The organism is Streptomyces sp. NPDC088252 (assembly GCF_044740965.1).
Lineage (GTDB): Bacteria > Actinomycetota > Actinomycetes > Streptomycetales > Streptomycetaceae > Streptomyces.
Map to the genome: position 1 here is coordinate 169,619 of NZ_JBIURS010000011.1, position 15,120 is coordinate 184,738.

Genomic DNA, 15,120 nt, shown 5'->3' on the forward strand with positions numbered 1-15,120 from the left:
GGGCGGGGGGGGGGGGGGGGGGGGGGGGGCGGGGGGGGGGGCCCCCCCCCCCCCGGTCGTCCGCCCCCCGGCCGGCGGGGGGCAGGACGACGGGGTCCGTGGTCACGGCACTAAAGGTTGTCCCGTAATCCGTGGCGGATCAGTGCGCGGCGTCGGATGCGGTGCATCGCAAGGCGGAGGGACGACAACGCGGCGAGGTGCCGCATCTGTCGTCGCGCGCCCGCCAGGGATTGCGGGACAGCCCTCAGACCGTCCCCTGTGCCGCGGACGCCCGTCGGCACCGGCCCGCCGCGGCGGCGGCCAGCCGCCCCAGCGCCTCCTCCTTGCCGCACGGATACGCGCCCAGCGCCGTCTGCCGCGCCACGATCCGCCGCTCCGCCCGCATCAGCCGCCACCCCCGCCGCAGCAGGAACGGCACCGACTTGCGCCCCTCGCGCAGATCCCGCAGCAGCCGTCGGCGGAATGTCGTCGTGGGACGGCCACGCAGGCACAGCGCGTCCGCGAGGACGCCCAGCTCCTGGCACCGTTCGACTATGTCCGCCGCGAAGATCCCCTCGGCCACGAACAGCGGGGTGCGCTGGATGTGGAAGGCCTCCCGGTCGACACGTGAGCTCGTGGCGATGTCGTACACCGGGACCTCGGTGCGTCCCGTGCGGCACAGCTCCGTGATCGCGGCCACCGCCGCATCGGCGTCCCAGGACCGTGCGGAGTCCCAGTCGATGTCCGTGCTGCCGGGAACGAGCGGCAGGGTGGGGTCGTCGCCCTCCTTGTAGAAGTCGTCCAGACGCAGCACCGGCAGGTCGGTGCGGGCGGCCAGGGAGGACTTGCCGGAGCCGGAAGGGCCCGCGAGCAGCACGACGCGGGTCGGGGGAGGTTGGGAATTCACAGGACACGAGTGTGAGGCATTGACCCGCGCAGGGGATCCCCCGGAGGGCGGGTTGGTATCGAGCATCACACCTCAACTACTCTACGTGTCCAGATGGTTACTCGATCTCCTCGATCAGGTGGGAAATCCATGGCACGTCACGCACTTTCCAAGTCCCGGCGCCACGCCCTGCTGCGGGCAGGTCTGGCCGTCACCGCGGTGGGTGCCGCAATCGGCGCAGGGGGTGCGGCGGCCCAGGCGGCGCCGCTGCCCCTCGCTCCGGCCGCGGGCACCGACAGCAGCCTCGGTGGGGTCTCGGAGGCGGCCGGAGGCGCGGTGACCGGGGCGGTCGGGCAGTCGCTCAGGAGCGGCGTCGCACCGGTCACGCACCTCCGGCTCGACCCGCTGGCCGGTACGGGCACGGACCCGCTGGACAACACGGTGGGGACGCAGATCGCCGACTTCGAGCCGCTCTCCACGGCCGCCGTCACCGACCCGGTGACCAGCGGCGGCGCGCTGAAGGACCTCCCGGTGGCAGGAGCGCTGCGCGGCTGAGAAGCGCGTGCACGCGGGCGCGGCCCGCTCCTCCGGGGATTTCGGGGGAGCGGGCCGCGGTCGTACGGCTCAGTACGAGGACCCGGAGACGCCCAGCGCACCCGTGGGGTGCCAGACCGTCTTCGTCTCCAGGAAGGCCGTCAGGCGGTGGGTGCCGGGATCGGCCGACCAGTCGGAGGCGCTGTCCTCGTCCGTGGCCTGCGCGCGGAGCACCCGCTTCAGGTTGTCCGCCGCCGCGATCTCCAGCTCCTTCGCCAGCGCGGCGTCCGCGCCCGTGAGGTCGATGGCGTTCACGTCCTGGTGGGACGCCAGCGGTGTCGCGATCTCAGCCGTCCCCCCGGACAGGATGTTCACCACACCGCCCGGCAGGTCGGAGGTGGCCAGCACCTCGCCCAGGGACAGGGCCGGGAGGGGGGAGTCCGCCGAGGCGATGACGACCGCCGTGTTGCCGGTCGCGATCACCGGGGCGATCACCGAGACCAGCCCCAGGAACGACGACTTCTGGGGCGCCAGGACCGCGACCACTCCGGTCGGCTCGGGTGTGGACAGGTTGAAGAACGGGCCCGCTACCGGGTTGGCCCCGCCCACGACCTGGCCGATCTTGTCGGTCCACCCCGCGTACCAGACCCAGCGGTCGATCGCCGCGTCCACGACGGCCGCTGCCTTGGACTTCGACAGGCCCTCCGCGTCCGCCACTTCGCGTACGAACTGCTCCTTGCGGCCCTCCAGCATCTCCGCGACGCGGTAGAGGATCTGGCCGCGGTTGTACGCCGTCGCGCCCGACCAGCCGCCGAACGCCTTGCGGGCGGCCACGACCGCGTCCCGCGCGTCCTTGCGGGAGGACCGGGGGGCGTTCGCCAGCCACTTGCCCTTGGAGTCCGTCACCTCGTACACCCGGCCGCTCTCGGAGCGGGGGAACTTGCCCCCGACGTACAGCTTGTAGGTCTTGAAGACGCTCAGACGGTTATCGGACATCGAGGTACGCCTCCAGGCCGTGACGGCCGCCTTCACGGCCGAAGCCCGACTCCTTGTAGCCGCCGAAGGGCGAGGTCGGGTCGAACTTGTTGAACGTGTTGGCCCAGACGACACCCGCCCGGAGCTTGTTCGCCACCGCGAGGATGCGGGAGCCCTTCTCCGTCCAGATGCCGGCCGAGAGGCCGTACTGGCTGTTGTTGGCCTTGGCGACGGCCTCGTCGGGCGTGCGGAACGACAGCACGGACAGCACCGGGCCGAAGATCTCGTCGCGGGCGATGGTGTGCGCCTGGGTGACGTTCGTGAACAGCGTCGGGGCGAACCAGTAGCCGGAGGAGGGGAGTTCGCAGGGGGCGGACCAGCGTTCGGCGCCTTCCGCCTCACCCGTCCCGACGAGCGCGGTGATCCGGGCGAGCTGCTCCGCGGAGTTGATCGCGCCGATGTCGGTGTTCTTGTCCAGCGGGTCGCCGAGCCGGAGCGTCGACAGTCGGCGCTTGAGCGCGTCCAGCAGCTCGTCCTGGACCGACTCCTGCACGAGCAGCCGCGAGCCCGCGCAGCAGACCTGGCCCTGGTTGAAGAAGATGCCGGTGACGATGCCCTCGACGGCCTGGTCGATCGGGGCGTCGTCGAAGACGATGTTGGCGCCCTTGCCGCCCAGTTCGAGGGTGACCTTCTTGTCCGTGCCGGCGACCTGGCGCGCGATGGCCTTGCCGACCGCCGTCGACCCGGTGAAGGCGATCTTGTCGACGTCCTCGTGCTCGACGAGCGCGGCGCCCGCGTCCCCGTACCCGGTGAGGATGTTCACGACCCCCTTGGGCAGGCCGGCCTGGCGGCAGATGTCCGCGAAGAACAGCGCGGAGAGCGGGGTCGTCTCGGCGGGCTTGAGGACCACCGTGTTGCCGGTGGCGAGCGCCGGGGCGATCTTCCAGGCAAGCATCAGGAGCGGGAAGTTCCAGGGGATGACCTGGCCCGCGACGCCCAGGGGGCGGGGGTTGGCGCCGAAACCGGCGTGGTCCAGCTTGTCGGCCCAGCCCGCGTAGTAGAAGAAGTGCGCCGCGACCAGGGGGAGGTCCGCGTCGCGGGTCTCCTTGATCGGCTTGCCGTTGTCGAGGGTTTCGAGAACGGCGAGCTCGCGGCTGCGCTCCTGGATGATCCGGGCGATCCGGAACAGGTACTTGGCACGCTCGGAACCGGGCAGCGCCGACCACTTCTCGAACGCCTTGCGGGCCGCCTTCACGGCCCGGTCGACGTCCGCGGCGCCGGCCTGCGCGACCTCGGAGAGCACCTCCTCGCTGCTCGGCGAGAGAGTCTTGAAGACCTTGCCGTCGGCCGCCTCGGTGAACTCACCGTCGATGAACAGGCCGTACGAGGGCGCGATGTCGACGACCGAGCGCGACTCGAGAGCTGGTGCGTACTCGAATGCAGATGTCTGCTTGTCCATGGTCATGGGGTTCTCAGTCCACCGTCACGTAATCGGGGCCGGAGTAGCGGCCGGTGCTGAGCTTCTGGCGCTGCATCAGCAGATCGTTCAGCAGGCTGGAGGCGCCGAAGCGGAACCAGTGGTTGTCCAGCCAGTCCTCGCCCGCGGTCTCGTTCACCAGCACCAGGAACTTGATCGCGTCCTTGGAGGTGCGGATGCCGCCGGCCGGCTTCACGCCGATCTGTACGCCGGTCTGCGCCCGGAAGTCGCGCACGGCCTCCAGCATCAGCAGGGTGTTCGCGGGCGTGGCGTTGGTGGAGACCTTGCCGGTCGACGTCTTGATGAAGTCCGCGCCCGCCAGCATGCCGAGCCAGGAGGCACGGCGGATGTTGTCGTACGTGGACAGCTCGCCGGTCTCGAAGATCACCTTCAGCCGGGCGTCGGCGCCGCCGGGCCGCGCGCACTCCGCCTTCACGGCGAGGATCTCCTCGTAGACCTTGAGGTAGCGGCCGGAGAGGAAGGCGCCCCGGTCGATCACCATGTCGATCTCGTCGGCCCCGGCGGCCACGGCGTCGCGGACATCCGCGAGCTTGACGTCGAGCGCGGCGCGGCCGGCCGGGAAGGCCGTCGCCACGGACGCCACCTTCACGCCGGAACCGGCCAGCGCGGCGACGGCGGTCGCCGCCATGTCGGGGTAGACGCAGACCGCCGCGGTGCGCGGGGTCGTGCGGTCGGTCGGGTCGGGATGGACGGCCTTGGCGGCGAGGGCCCGGACCTTGCCCGGGGTGTCCGCGCCTTCCAGCGTCGTCAGGTCGATCATCGAAATGGCCAGGTCGATGGCGTACGCCTTGGCCGTCGTCTTGATCGAACGGGTTCCGAGGGACGCGGCGCGCGCTTCGAGGCCGACGGCGTCGACGCCGGGCAGCCCGTGCAGGAAGCGGCGCAGCGCACTGTCGGACGCGGTCGCGTCGGAGAATGCGGGAGCTGTGGTGGGCATGGTCACCAGAGGAGCATATCTACGCGCGTAGCGACCTGTACAGGGGGCCCGCTCGTCCGAGCGTAGTGCGGTACGGGGGCGGGCGCTCCGGCACCCCTTGCGCGCGTCAGGCAGAATCGGGCCCATGACGAGCCCCACACCACCCGCCGAGCCGACCTACGCCGACCGGACCTTCCGGTCGCCCGCCGGGATCGTCGGTGGTGTCCTGCTGCTTGTGCTCATCTGCTGGATCGGCGGGGACGCCGCGCTCCGGGGCCACGGGCGGGTGCCGTGGCTGGCGCTGGCCGGGATGCTGACGGCGGTCCCACTGGTCGTGGCGTTCACGCTGCGCCCCGTCGTGTTCGCCGACGACCGGCGGATCAGGATCCGCAACCCGTTCCGGACGATCACCATGCCGTGGACCGAGGTCGCGAATCTGCGGGCCGGGTATTCGAGCGAGCTGTTCACCGAGGGCGGCACCAAGTACCAGATGTGGGCGGTGCCGGTGTCGCTGCGCCAGCGGAAGAAGGCGGCCCGGCAGCAGTCCCGGCAGTCGGTGGAGGACCCGTACGGCCGGACCTCGGTGCACGCCGACGTCCGGGACAGCAAGTCCCGCATGGCGACGGCCGACCGCACCATGGCGGACCTGCGGGAGCTGGTGGAGCGCGCGAAGACGGGCGCGGCTGCGGGCGCGGCGAAGTCCGCGGAATCGCAGGAGACCTCGGCGTCCTCGGTCTCGGTGCGCTGGGCGTACGAGGTGATCGCACCGGCGGTGGTGGGCGCGGTGCTGCTGGTGGTGCTGTTCGCGACCGGCTGAGGCGGTGCCGGAGCGCATCCGTACGGGGCGGCGCCCGGCTTCTACCCCTCGTCGGCCGGCCGGGCCGTCGGCGGCGGCACGGTCCGTAGGCGCCGAGGGGGTCGCGGGCGCCGGGGAATCGGCGACGGCGTTCCCGCCGCGACACGCCGAGGGGCTCGAAGGGGCCGGGAGGGGGCGGTCAGTACGCCGAGGCAGGCGATGACGAGCACGATCCCCATCCAGCCGAGGACGGGCAGGTGCTCGCCCACGACCAGCACCGCGAACACCGCCGCCACGGCGGGCTCCAGCAGGGACAGGGTCGTCGCAGTGCTCACGGGGATGCGGGCCAGGCCGAACCCGAACAGGACGTACCCGGTGAACATCGGCACCAGTGCCATGTAGAGGCCGACGCCCGCGTTCGTCCAGGAGGCGACCAGTGGCGCGCCGGTGGCCGGCAGTACAGGCACGAGCAGCAGCCCGCCCAGCCCGAACACCGCTCCCATGGCCGCGCGGGAGGCGATGCCGCGGGTGATGAGTCGGTGCGCCGCCCACGCGTACACGGCGTAGGTCAGGCCCGCGACCAGCCCGAGCCCCACGCCGGCGACGGTCTGCCGGGCGGACCCCGCACCGGTCACGGAGCCGCCCCGCGCGGCCTCGGCCGCACACAGCAGCACGGTGCCGGCCAGTCCCAGGGCGGCCCCGGCCATCCATCGCCGGGACAGCCGCCGCCGGTCGACGATCCGTTCGATCAAGGCCGATGCCAGCGGGGCCGAGCCGATCGAGACGACCGTTCCCGCCGCGACACCGGCCAGATGCATGGAGGTGTAGAACGCCAGCGGGTACAGCGCCACGCCGGATCCCCCGACGAGCACGATCCGCCACTGCGCCACGAGCCCCGCGCGGACCTGTGCGATGCGGCGCCCGGCCACGAGCGCCTGCAGCAGGCCGCCCAGGCCCATCGCCGCGGCGCCGATCGCCAGGGGCCCCACCTGCGGCGCGAAGGTGGCCGCGGTGCCCGTGGTGCCCCACAGCACCGAGGCCAGCAGTACGGCGAACGCGCCCGCGCCGGGTCCAAGGGCGCGCCCGGCCGGCCGGATCACAGGCCGTCCACCAGACGAGCCGCCATGTCGCGTGCCCGTCGCATGCGCACGCCGTCTCCTTCGAGGCCCGCGCGCACGATGGCCCCTTCGAGCAGGAACGCCAGGTGTTCCGCCGTGGCGCGGGCCCGCTCGTCCTGGCCGGGCAGCAGCTGCCGGAGATGGGTGACGAGCAGGTCCTCGACCTGCTCCTTGTGGTGGCGCACCACTGTCCGGCCTTCGTGTCCGTTGGGCAGCTCGGCAGCGGCGTTGAGCAGCCCGCATCCTCGGAAGCCGTGCTCATAGGCGAGATCGGCGTGGTCCGCGTAGGCGTCGAAGACCGCGAGCACGCCCTCCCTCGGGTTCCGCGTCCCGGCCAGGCGCCGCCGGTAGAGGCCGAGCCACTCCTCGTGCCGGGCCTGGAGATAGGCGGAGACGAGGTCGGCCTTGGAGGCGAAGTTGTTGTAGAGGCTCATCTTCGCCACACCGGCCTCGGCCGTGATCGTGTCGATCCCCGTCGCCGCGACGCCGTCGGCATAGAACCGGCGCGCGGCGGCGTCGAGGATCCGTCCTCGTGCGGCCCCGCGTCGCCGCGTCACCGGCTGCTTGTCGCCGGCCTTCGGATCGGTCATTCCTGCCCCTCTCCAGATTAGGTAGACCAGTCTACCTAATAAGGGGGAGCGATTTGGTCGGGATCCGGCTGTCGAAGCCGCCTGCGGGACAGCTCTTGGGGGGCTGCTCATGCGCGGACCCCGGCCCGATTCCGGCGGGCCGGGGTCCGTGTCATGTCATGTGCGCGGCTCGGTCACCAGTCGTAGTCGTCGTAGTCGTCGTGCCCGATCACCCGGAAGCTCGCCCCCACCCCGTCGGGGACGAAGATGCCTCCTTCGACGCGCCGCGGGAACACGCCATTGGTGGCACCGTGCGGTCCGACGGTGGCGACGGGGGCGCCGTTGTCGCAGGTGGCCCCGCTGAAGACCTCCACCGTCCGCCAGCTGTCGTTGTAGACGTTGAAGCTCGTGGAGCCGAGGCCGCTGGCGGCGGTGATGCAGCCGCCGGGGGTCGCGGAGTACGTGCGCTCGTTGAAGTGGATCCGGCCCTCGCGCTCGCGCCTGTCGCGGCCCTCGCCGTAGCCCCTGCCGCCGCCCCGGCCCTCGCCGTAGCCGCGATCGTCGCCGCCTCTGCCCCCTTCGTCGCCTCTGCCTCCTTCGCCGCCCCGGCCCTCGTCGTCCCCTCTGCCCTCGTCGCCCCTGCCTCCGTTGCCCTTTCCGGTGTCGGCCGCACCGTCGGGGACGGCGGCGGGCGCGGGAGCGGGGACGGCGGCCTGCTGGACGATCGGGGGCGCCGGCGCCGCCGGGGCCACCTGGGCCGGCTCGGAGGTGGCGGCCGAGGTGAGGGTGCTGCCGGTGGCGATCAGGGCCGCGGCGGCCGCGACCGTGCCGACGATCACGGTGGAACGTTTAGCCATGTCACTTCTCCTGTCTCAGAGAGGTCGGCTGCGCAGTCGACCCGTGACTGAACGTACTTTCGCCCCTCATACCTGTCATATCGGGCGTATCGAAAAGCTGATCCTGCGGTGCCGGTCGGGACGACGGCCGCCCGTATGCCATTCAGGTGCAATCCGACGGCCCATCGGAATCCGTTGTGTGCAGGTGAATTGATGCGCCGTTCGCCTGTCCGGGCGACCTCCCGGCATCCGCTCGGCCCGGAAGCGGCGTGTCGTTCATTGACACGGTCCGGGCAGGAGCCGCCGGGCCCCTCTCGCGTCCGGGCTGCCAGCGGGTACGGGCGTCGGCCCGGCCCCGCCGGCCGTGCGCGGGGCCGTGCCTCCGCCGATGCGCTCGGTACTTGATCCGTTCGGGTGGCCGAGGCATCGGCTTCATGCTCATGGCGTGGTACGGGACGGTGTGGATCGTGGGCGGCAGCACGGCCGTTCGACCGGAAACCCGCCGTCAACCCGCCTGCCCCGCCTCACCTGTTGAGGAAGTCCGCACACCGGTAGGGGCCCAGCGCGGCGCCTTCGGACGGTCGCACGGTGACCTCGACGTCGTCGGTCCTGACCTTCCGGTCGAGTACGGACTGGGCGCGTGCCAGCGTGCACACCAGTTGGCCCGTGCCCTGGTCGCGCCCCGTCTGCGGATAGGGGCCGTACAGGCGCAACGTGACCCGGGTGCCCGTTCCGGTCGCCGAGAAGCCGGGGAGCTCGACGAAAGAGGTGAGCCCGTCGCCCTGCGCGGCGGGCGGCGGTCCCTGGAGGAGCAGCTTCACCACCGAGGCGAGGTTCTTGATCTTCACGTCCGGCACGGGCACTCCGCGCAACCCACCGGCGGACGCGTAGTACAGCCGGATTCCGCGCGTCGGCCCGGACGCGGACTCGCCCGCGCCTATCACCCCGGTCGGCTGGACGCCGCAGCCCATGAGGGCGATTCCCAGTGCGGCCACCACGACTCCCTGCCGGACCTTCATTCCGCGTCCTCCTCCGTACGTCGCAGGGGCAGCCGCAGTGTGAACACCGCGCCGCGCCGTGGTCCGTCGGCCACGTCGATCGTGCCGCCGTGCAGCCGCGCGTTCTCCAGCGCGATCGCCGTCCCGAGCCCGCTGCCCTGTCCGCTGTCGTCGGCCGTGCCGCGCGTGCGGGCCTCGTCCGCCTTGTAGAACCGGTCGAAGACCCGCTCCCGGGCCCCCGGCGGCAGCCCGGGTCCGCGGTCGGCGACCTCCAGCGTCACCCACTCCCCGTCCGCCGCGAGAGCCGTCCCGAGGGTCACCGTGATCGGCGGGGCTCCGTGCCGCAGCGCGTTGCCCACCAGATTCGCGACGATCACGTCGATGCGGCGCCGGTCGACCACCGCCCGTACGTCCTCCTGGAGATCTGTCCGCACCCGGTCCGTCCAGCCGCGCAGCGCCAGCGAGGCCCGCACGGTGTCGGCGAGGTCCGTCCCGGTCGCGTTCAGCCGTACCGCCTTGGCGTCGAAGCGGGAGATCTCCATCAGGTCCTCGACCAGCCGGGCCAGCCGTGCCGTCTCCGCGCCGACGGTACGCGCCGCCCGCGCGGCGTCCGGCGGAAGCTGGTCGGCGTCCTCCTCCAGGACGGTGGCCACCATCGTCATCGCCGCGAGGGGCGTGCGCAGTTCGTGCGACACGTCCGCCACGAAGCGGCGTGCCTTCGCCTCCTGCTCGCGCAGTTCCGCGTCGGAGGCCTGGAGCGCGTCGGCGGACTCGTTGAACGTCCGTGCCAGGTCGGCCAGTTCGTCGTGCCCGGTGACGGCGACCCGGCTGCCGAGGTCTCCGGCCGCGAGCTCACGGGTGGCCCGGCCCAGCTTTCGCACCGGACGAAGGACCGTCCCCGCGGCCAGCAGCGCCAGGACGGCGGACAGCAGCACCACCGGCGCGACGCCCGCCCGCACGGAGTCCAGCAGGGCGGCGGTGTCGTCGCGTTCGGCCCGCAGATCGGTGATCGCGAAGACCTCCAGGCCGGAGGTGCGGTGGTCCCCGTCGGCGTACCGCACCGGCATGCCGACGACCAGATAGGGCTCGCCCCGCCACACCACCCGCTGGAACCGGGCCCCGCCCCCGGCGCGCACGGCGGCGCGCAACTCGGCGGTGATCCGTCCCTCCGTGTCGGCGAGCGAGTCGGAGACCGCGACGAGGTCCTGGTAGCGGACGACCACGACGCGGGAGCCGATGCCGTCCGAGACCTTCGCCGCGAACCGGGCCAGCGCCTGCTGGTCGGGCGGTACGTCGAAGTCGGCGGCGACCGCAGTGACCCGCTCCCGGAGGTCGTTCACGGCGGCGTTCTGGGTCCGCTGGAGGACGGCGGTGCGGGCCTCCCGGTAGGCGAGGGCGGTCGCGGTCACCGCACTGACGAGGGCGACGACGACGAAGGTGACGACGAGCCGGGTGCGCAGCCCACCGACCAGCCGCCGGGCGCGCCCCGTCGGCGCGGCGCCGCGCCCGCCTTGGCCCGTACGGTTCACAGCGGCCCGAAGCGGTAGCCGAAGCCCCGCACCGTCTGTATGTACCGCGGCTTCGCGGGCACGTCCTCGATCTTGGCCCGCAGCCGGCCGACCGCCGCGTCCACCAGCCGGGAGTCGCCCAGGAAGGTGTGGTCCCAGATGGATTCGAGGAGCTGCTCGCGGCTGAGGACCCGGCCGGGGGAGGCCGACAGCTCCAGCAGCAGCCGCAGCTCGCTGGGCGGCAGCGCGATGGGGACGCCGCGCTTGGTGACGGTCAGTGCGGCGCGGTCGATCACCAGCCCGGCGAAGCCGGCGTCCGCCTTCCGCGCCTGCCCGGACGGTTCCGCGCGCCGTAGCGCGGCCCGGATGCGGGCCTCCAGCACGGGGGCGGTGACCGGCTTGACCACATAGTCGTCGGCGCCCGCCTCCAGGCCGGTCACGATGTCCGAGTCGTCGCCGCGCGCGGTCAGCATGATGACCGGCATGGCGGTGGTCCTGGCGCGGATGCGGCGGCACACCTCGAAGCCGTCCATGCCGGGCAGCATCAGATCCAGCACGGCCAGCTCGACCTTCCCGCCCCCGGGACCGTCCAGCAGGGCGAGGGCCTGCTCGCCGGTGGCGGCGGTGTCGACGTCGTACCCGTGCCGGCGCAGCACGAGCTCCATTCCGTCCCGTACGGACGCGTCGTCCTCGATGAGCAGTACATGCGGCATGGGGCCGATTATGAGCATGCCCCGACCCTTCCCGCACACCCCGTACGGAGGCGGACGCGCAGGTCGAGGGCATTGTTACGTTCCCATCATGTGCTCATGGACGGGCCATCATCCGCGGCGGCGAGCGTGAAGCGCATGAGCTTCCTCAGGACGAACCCCCGCGCCACCGCCCGGCTGCGCGTGGCCGCTCTCGTGGCCGTGCCCGTACTCGCCCTCTGCGCCGCGTGCGGCGGCGGTGACGACAGCACCGACGGGGCGAAGAAGAACGAGACGATCGCCGACGTGCCGGACGCGCCGACCGCGAGCGCCACGAAGGGCGGGAGCGGGCCGGGCACCGGGTCCGCGGGCAAGAGCGCCTTCTACGACGCGCAGATGAAGTTCGTCCAGTGCATGCGTGCCAAGGGCGGCTACGAGGAGTACCCCGACCCCAAGCTCAGTGGCTACCTCGACTGGACGAAGATCAACGAGCTCGGCTCCCAGCCCGGCCGCAACGCCGGCATCAAGGCCGGAAAGAACAACGTGTGCGTGCCCGAACTGCAGGCCGTCATGGCGGTCGAGCCCAAGCGCGACCAGCAGAAGTCCTACGAGTCGATGCTCGCGCACGCCAAGTGCATGCGGGACCACGGCGTCTCCAGGTTCACCAACCCGACCATGAGCGGCGGCAACGCGATCCCCGGCGGCGACCCGAACCCGGGGTCCCCGTCCATCGACTCGGATTCACCGTCGTACAAGCAGGCCCGCGAGGCGTGCAAGTCGAAGCTGCTCGACGGTCTGGACGGCATGCAGTGAAGCACCGCGGCATTTCTCTCGCGCTCGTCGCGGTGACCGTCGCCGCCGCCGTCACCGGGGGCGTCCTGTTCCTCGGCGACGGCGGCGACACGGGCGCCTCGGGGAAGGGCGGCGACCCGCCGCCCGCCACCGCGACCGTCGTACGCACCGACCTCGTGCAGTCCAAGACGGTCGACGGCAGGCTCGACTTCGCGCAGCGCCGCCCCGTCAAGTCCGCCGTCGAGGGCACGGTGACGGTGGCCGCTTCCGAAGGGAGGACGGTGGCCATGGGGCAGGCGCTGTACGAGCTGAACGACAAGCCCGTCACCCTCCTGTACGGGCCGGTCCCGATGTTCCGCGAGATGAAGGTGGGCGACCGCGGCAGTGACGTACTCCAACTGGAGCGCAATCTGCGCGACTTGGGGTACGGATCGAAGCTGCTCGTCGACATCTGGTACGACGAGGACACCGAGGCCGCCGTCAAACAGTGGCAGAAGTCCCTGAACCGCGAGGCCACCGGCAGGGTCGGCAGGGGTGATGTCGTCTTCCAGCCCGGCCGGGTCAAGGTGGTCGCCGCCGACGCGGCGCTCGCCGACCAGGTCGGACCGGACACCCCGGTCCTGACGATCGCCTCCACCAAGCCCGTCGTACGGGCGGAACTGGACCAGACCGACGGCGCGCTCGTCTCCAGGAACACCAAGGTCGAGGTCACCCTGCCGAGCGGGAGGACCGTGGCCGGCAAGGTCGCCGGGACGGTGCGCCCCGAGGAGCCCGCGTCGGGGGGCGGAGCTGGCGCGCAGGACGGCATCACCGTCGAGGTCGTCCTGGACGGCGGGGTCGGCGCCGCGTCCGGTGAGGACGCCAAGGCGTCGGCGAGCGTGAAGTTCGTCAGCGAGGCGCACAGGGGTGTCCTCGCGGTCCCCGTCGAGGCGGTCGTCGCCCTGCGCGGCGAGAACGGCGGCTACGGCCTCCAGGTCGTGACGGGCACCACCTCAAGGATGGTGCGGGTGGAGACGGGCATGACCGCCGACGGACAGATCGAGGTCAGCGGCCCGGACCTGCGCGAGGGCATGAAGGTCGGAGCGGCGAAGTCATGACGCCGGACCCGGTGATCGAACTGCGGGACGCCACCAAGTCGTACCCCGGCGGCGTCCACGCCCTGCGCGGAGTGAACCTCACCGTCGAAGCGGGCGAACTGCTCGCCGTCGTCGGCCCGTCCGGCTCCGGCAAGTCCACCATGCTCAATGTCATGGGCACCCTCGACAAGCCCACCACGGGCACCGTCGAGGTCGCCGGGTACGACGTGTCCCGGCTCTCCGACTCCCGGCTCTCCGCGCTGCGCGCCCGCCACATCGGCTTCGTGTTCCAGCACTTCCACCTGGCGGCGGGGCGCGACGCGGTGGACAACGTCGCCGACGGGCTGCTGTACGCGGGCGTTCCACCGAGGGAACGGCGTGCGCGTGCGCGGGAAGCGCTCGCCGGGGTGCGGCTGGAACACCGCTGCTCGCACACGCCGAACGAGCTGTCCGGCGGCGAGAAGCAGCGCGTGGCCATCGCCCGCGCCCTGGTGGGGGAGCCCCGGCTGCTGCTGGCGGACGAACCGACCGGGGCACTGGACACCGCGTCCGGGAAGATCGTCATGGAGCTGCTGCACGAGCTGAACGCGTCCGGCACCACCATCTGCGTGATCACCCACGACAACGAGATCGCGGACTCGCTGCCGCGCCGGGTCCGCTTCAAGGACGGCGAGATCGTCTCGGACTCGCGCTCCGGCGCGCGCCCCGCCTCCCGCACGGAAGGGGCCGGCCCATGAGGAACGACCTCAAACCCGCCCGTCTCTCCCCCCGCGACATCCTCCGCGTCGGCGCGGTCGGCCTGCGCGCCCGCCGCGCGCGCGTGGTGCTCTCGGCGCTCGGCATCGCCATCGGCATCGCGACCATGGTCGCGGTCGTCGGTCTGTCCGAGTCGAGCCGCGCGGGCCTGATGGCCCAGCTCGACCGTCTCGGCACCAACCTCCTCACCGCCGAGGCCAGCGAGGACCCCATGGGAAAGCCGGTCAAGCTCCCCAGGAACGCGGTCGCGATGGTCGAACGCGTCGGCCCGGTGCAGCACGCCACGGCCACCGCCGACGTCGACGCCCGGATCCGCCGCAGCGACGTGGTCCCCCAGGAGCGCACCGCCGGCGTCACCGCCCAGGCGGCCCGCATCGACCTGCTGTCCACGCTCGGCGGCGAGGTCGACACGGGCGCCTGGCTGGATCCGGCCGACGAACGCCTCCCCGTGACGGTCCTCGGCGCGGTGGCGGCGCAGCGCCTCGGCATCACCCGCACCGGCGAGACGATCATGATGAACGACACCCGTGTGGTCGTCGTCGGCATCCTCAAGCCGCTCGAACTGGTCCCCACCCTGGACCGGGTGGCCATGGTCGGATTCCCCGCCGCCGAGAGCTACTTCGGCTTCGACGGCCACCCCACCACCGTCTTCGAGCGCTCCACGGACGCCTCGGTGGAGGACGTACGGGCGATCCTGGCCCGCACCATCAGCCCCGGCAACGAGGCGAGCGTCAGGGTCTCCCGCCCCTCGGACGCGCTGGCCGCCAAGGCCGCCACCGACAGGGGCCTGACGACCCTGATGCTGGGCCTGGGCGCGGTGGCCCTCCTGGTGGGCGGGGTGGGCGTCGCCAACACCATGGTCATCTCCGTCCTGGAACGCCGCCAGGAGATCGGCCTGCGCCGCTCACTGGGCGCGACCCGGGGCGCGATCCGGCTCCAGTTCCTCACCGAGTCGCTGCTGCTGTCGGCCCTGGGCGGCGTGACGGGTGCGCTGATGGGCGCGGCAGCGACGTTCGGTTTCGCGCGGGTCCAGGGCTGGACGGCGGTGGTCCCGCCCTGGTCCCTGGCGGGCGGCCTGGCCGCCACCCTCCTGATCGGCGTGATCGCCGGCCTCTATCCGGCGATCCGCGCCTCCCGTCTCCACCCGACGGTGGCTCTGAACGCGACGTGAGGCGGGGGCGTACGGGGCGCCCT

Annotated in this window: 16 protein-coding genes; 6 read left to right on the forward strand and 10 right to left on the reverse strand. The window is 72.3% G+C overall.

Going from position 1 to position 15,120, the window contains the following annotated elements:
• Window positions 1–244: 244 nt before the first annotated feature.
• Complete coding sequence (locus ACIOHC_RS23580) at window positions 245–952, reverse strand: uridine kinase (protein WP_351082086.1); 708 nt, start codon at window positions 950–952, stop codon at window positions 245–247.
• 63 nt (window positions 953–1,015) lie between these two features.
• On the opposite strand from ACIOHC_RS23580, the gene ACIOHC_RS23585 reads away from it, so the two are divergent.
• Window positions 1,016–1,420 carry a hypothetical protein gene (locus tag ACIOHC_RS23585; protein ID WP_389638453.1) on the forward strand — a complete coding sequence of 135 codons (405 nt, stop codon included), beginning with the start codon at window positions 1,016–1,018 and terminating at the stop codon, window positions 1,418–1,420.
• 69 nt (window positions 1,421–1,489) lie between these two features.
• Here ACIOHC_RS23585 and ACIOHC_RS23590 read toward each other — a convergent pair whose 3' ends face one another.
• From ACIOHC_RS23590 to deoC, 3 genes are read right to left on the reverse strand one after another with little or no spacing between them, the layout of a single operon-like run.
• Window positions 1,490–2,395: an aldehyde dehydrogenase family protein gene (locus tag ACIOHC_RS23590; protein WP_351082091.1), complete on the reverse strand. Its 906-nt coding sequence runs from the start codon at window positions 2,393–2,395 to the stop codon at window positions 1,490–1,492.
• Entirely contained in the window at window positions 2,385–3,833 is a 1,449-nt protein-coding gene (locus ACIOHC_RS23595) for an aldehyde dehydrogenase family protein (protein WP_401843920.1), read from the reverse strand. Before ACIOHC_RS23595 ends, ACIOHC_RS23590 begins: the two co-directional genes overlap by 11 nt.
• 13 nt (window positions 3,834–3,846) lie before the next feature.
• On the reverse strand, window positions 3,847–4,809 hold the full coding sequence (gene deoC / locus ACIOHC_RS23600; RefSeq protein WP_351082176.1) for a deoxyribose-phosphate aldolase: 963 nt from the start codon (window positions 4,807–4,809) through the stop codon (window positions 3,847–3,849).
• A gap of 124 nt (window positions 4,810–4,933) precedes the next feature.
• On the opposite strand from deoC, the gene ACIOHC_RS23605 reads away from it, so the two are divergent.
• Window positions 4,934–5,605, forward strand: coding sequence for a PH domain-containing protein (locus ACIOHC_RS23605; RefSeq protein ID WP_351082093.1), 672 nt, complete (start codon window positions 4,934–4,936; stop codon window positions 5,603–5,605).
• Window positions 5,606–5,646: 41 nt separating this feature from the next.
• Here ACIOHC_RS23605 and ACIOHC_RS23610 read toward each other — a convergent pair whose 3' ends face one another.
• The 6 genes from ACIOHC_RS23610 to ACIOHC_RS23635 all read right to left on the reverse strand — a co-directional run bounded on the left by ACIOHC_RS23610 (window position 5,647) and on the right by ACIOHC_RS23635 (window position 11,326).
• Window positions 5,647–6,684 carry a DMT family transporter gene (locus ACIOHC_RS23610; protein WP_351082095.1) on the reverse strand — a complete coding sequence of 346 codons (1,038 nt, stop codon included), beginning with the start codon at window positions 6,682–6,684 and terminating at the stop codon, window positions 5,647–5,649.
• Window positions 6,681–7,292 carry a TetR/AcrR family transcriptional regulator gene (locus tag ACIOHC_RS23615; protein ID WP_365694119.1) on the reverse strand — a complete coding sequence of 204 codons (612 nt, stop codon included), beginning with the start codon at window positions 7,290–7,292 and terminating at the stop codon, window positions 6,681–6,683. Before ACIOHC_RS23615 ends, ACIOHC_RS23610 begins: the two co-directional genes overlap by 4 nt.
• Window positions 7,293–7,465: 173 nt before the next feature.
• Window positions 7,466–8,128: a hypothetical protein gene (locus ACIOHC_RS23620; RefSeq protein WP_351082100.1), complete on the reverse strand. Its 663-nt coding sequence runs from the start codon at window positions 8,126–8,128 to the stop codon at window positions 7,466–7,468.
• Window positions 8,129–8,631: 503 nt separating this feature from the next.
• Entirely contained in the window at window positions 8,632–9,126 is a 495-nt protein-coding gene (locus ACIOHC_RS23625; RefSeq protein WP_351082102.1) for a hypothetical protein, read from the reverse strand.
• Window positions 9,123–10,634 carry an ATP-binding protein gene (locus tag ACIOHC_RS23630; protein ID WP_401843836.1) on the reverse strand — a complete coding sequence of 504 codons (1,512 nt, stop codon included), beginning with the start codon at window positions 10,632–10,634 and terminating at the stop codon, window positions 9,123–9,125. Before ACIOHC_RS23630 ends, ACIOHC_RS23625 begins: the two co-directional genes overlap by 4 nt.
• The gene (locus tag ACIOHC_RS23635) at window positions 10,631–11,326 is read right to left on the reverse strand and encodes a response regulator transcription factor (RefSeq protein WP_365694115.1); all 696 of its coding nucleotides are present in this window, start codon (window positions 11,324–11,326) and stop codon (window positions 10,631–10,633) included. Before ACIOHC_RS23635 ends, ACIOHC_RS23630 begins: the two co-directional genes overlap by 4 nt.
• Before the next feature lie 135 nt (window positions 11,327–11,461).
• Here ACIOHC_RS23635 and ACIOHC_RS23640 point away from each other — a divergent pair, with 135 nt between their 5' ends.
• From ACIOHC_RS23640 to ACIOHC_RS23655, 4 genes are read left to right on the forward strand one after another with little or no spacing between them, the layout of a single operon-like run.
• Window positions 11,462–12,115, forward strand: a complete 654-nt coding sequence (locus ACIOHC_RS23640) for a hypothetical protein (RefSeq protein WP_365694113.1) — start codon at window positions 11,462–11,464, stop codon at window positions 12,113–12,115.
• The gene (locus tag ACIOHC_RS23645) at window positions 12,112–13,191 is read left to right on the forward strand and encodes a peptidoglycan-binding domain-containing protein (RefSeq protein ID WP_351082110.1); all 1,080 of its coding nucleotides are present in this window, start codon (window positions 12,112–12,114) and stop codon (window positions 13,189–13,191) included. Before ACIOHC_RS23640 ends, ACIOHC_RS23645 begins: the two co-directional genes overlap by 4 nt.
• Window positions 13,188–13,907, forward strand: a complete 720-nt coding sequence (locus tag ACIOHC_RS23650) for an ABC transporter ATP-binding protein (RefSeq protein WP_351082112.1) — start codon at window positions 13,188–13,190, stop codon at window positions 13,905–13,907. Before ACIOHC_RS23645 ends, ACIOHC_RS23650 begins: the two co-directional genes overlap by 4 nt.
• Window positions 13,904–15,097, forward strand: a complete 1,194-nt coding sequence (locus ACIOHC_RS23655; RefSeq protein ID WP_351082114.1) for an ABC transporter permease — start codon at window positions 13,904–13,906, stop codon at window positions 15,095–15,097. Before ACIOHC_RS23650 ends, ACIOHC_RS23655 begins: the two co-directional genes overlap by 4 nt.
• Window positions 15,098–15,120 lie beyond the last annotated feature (23 nt).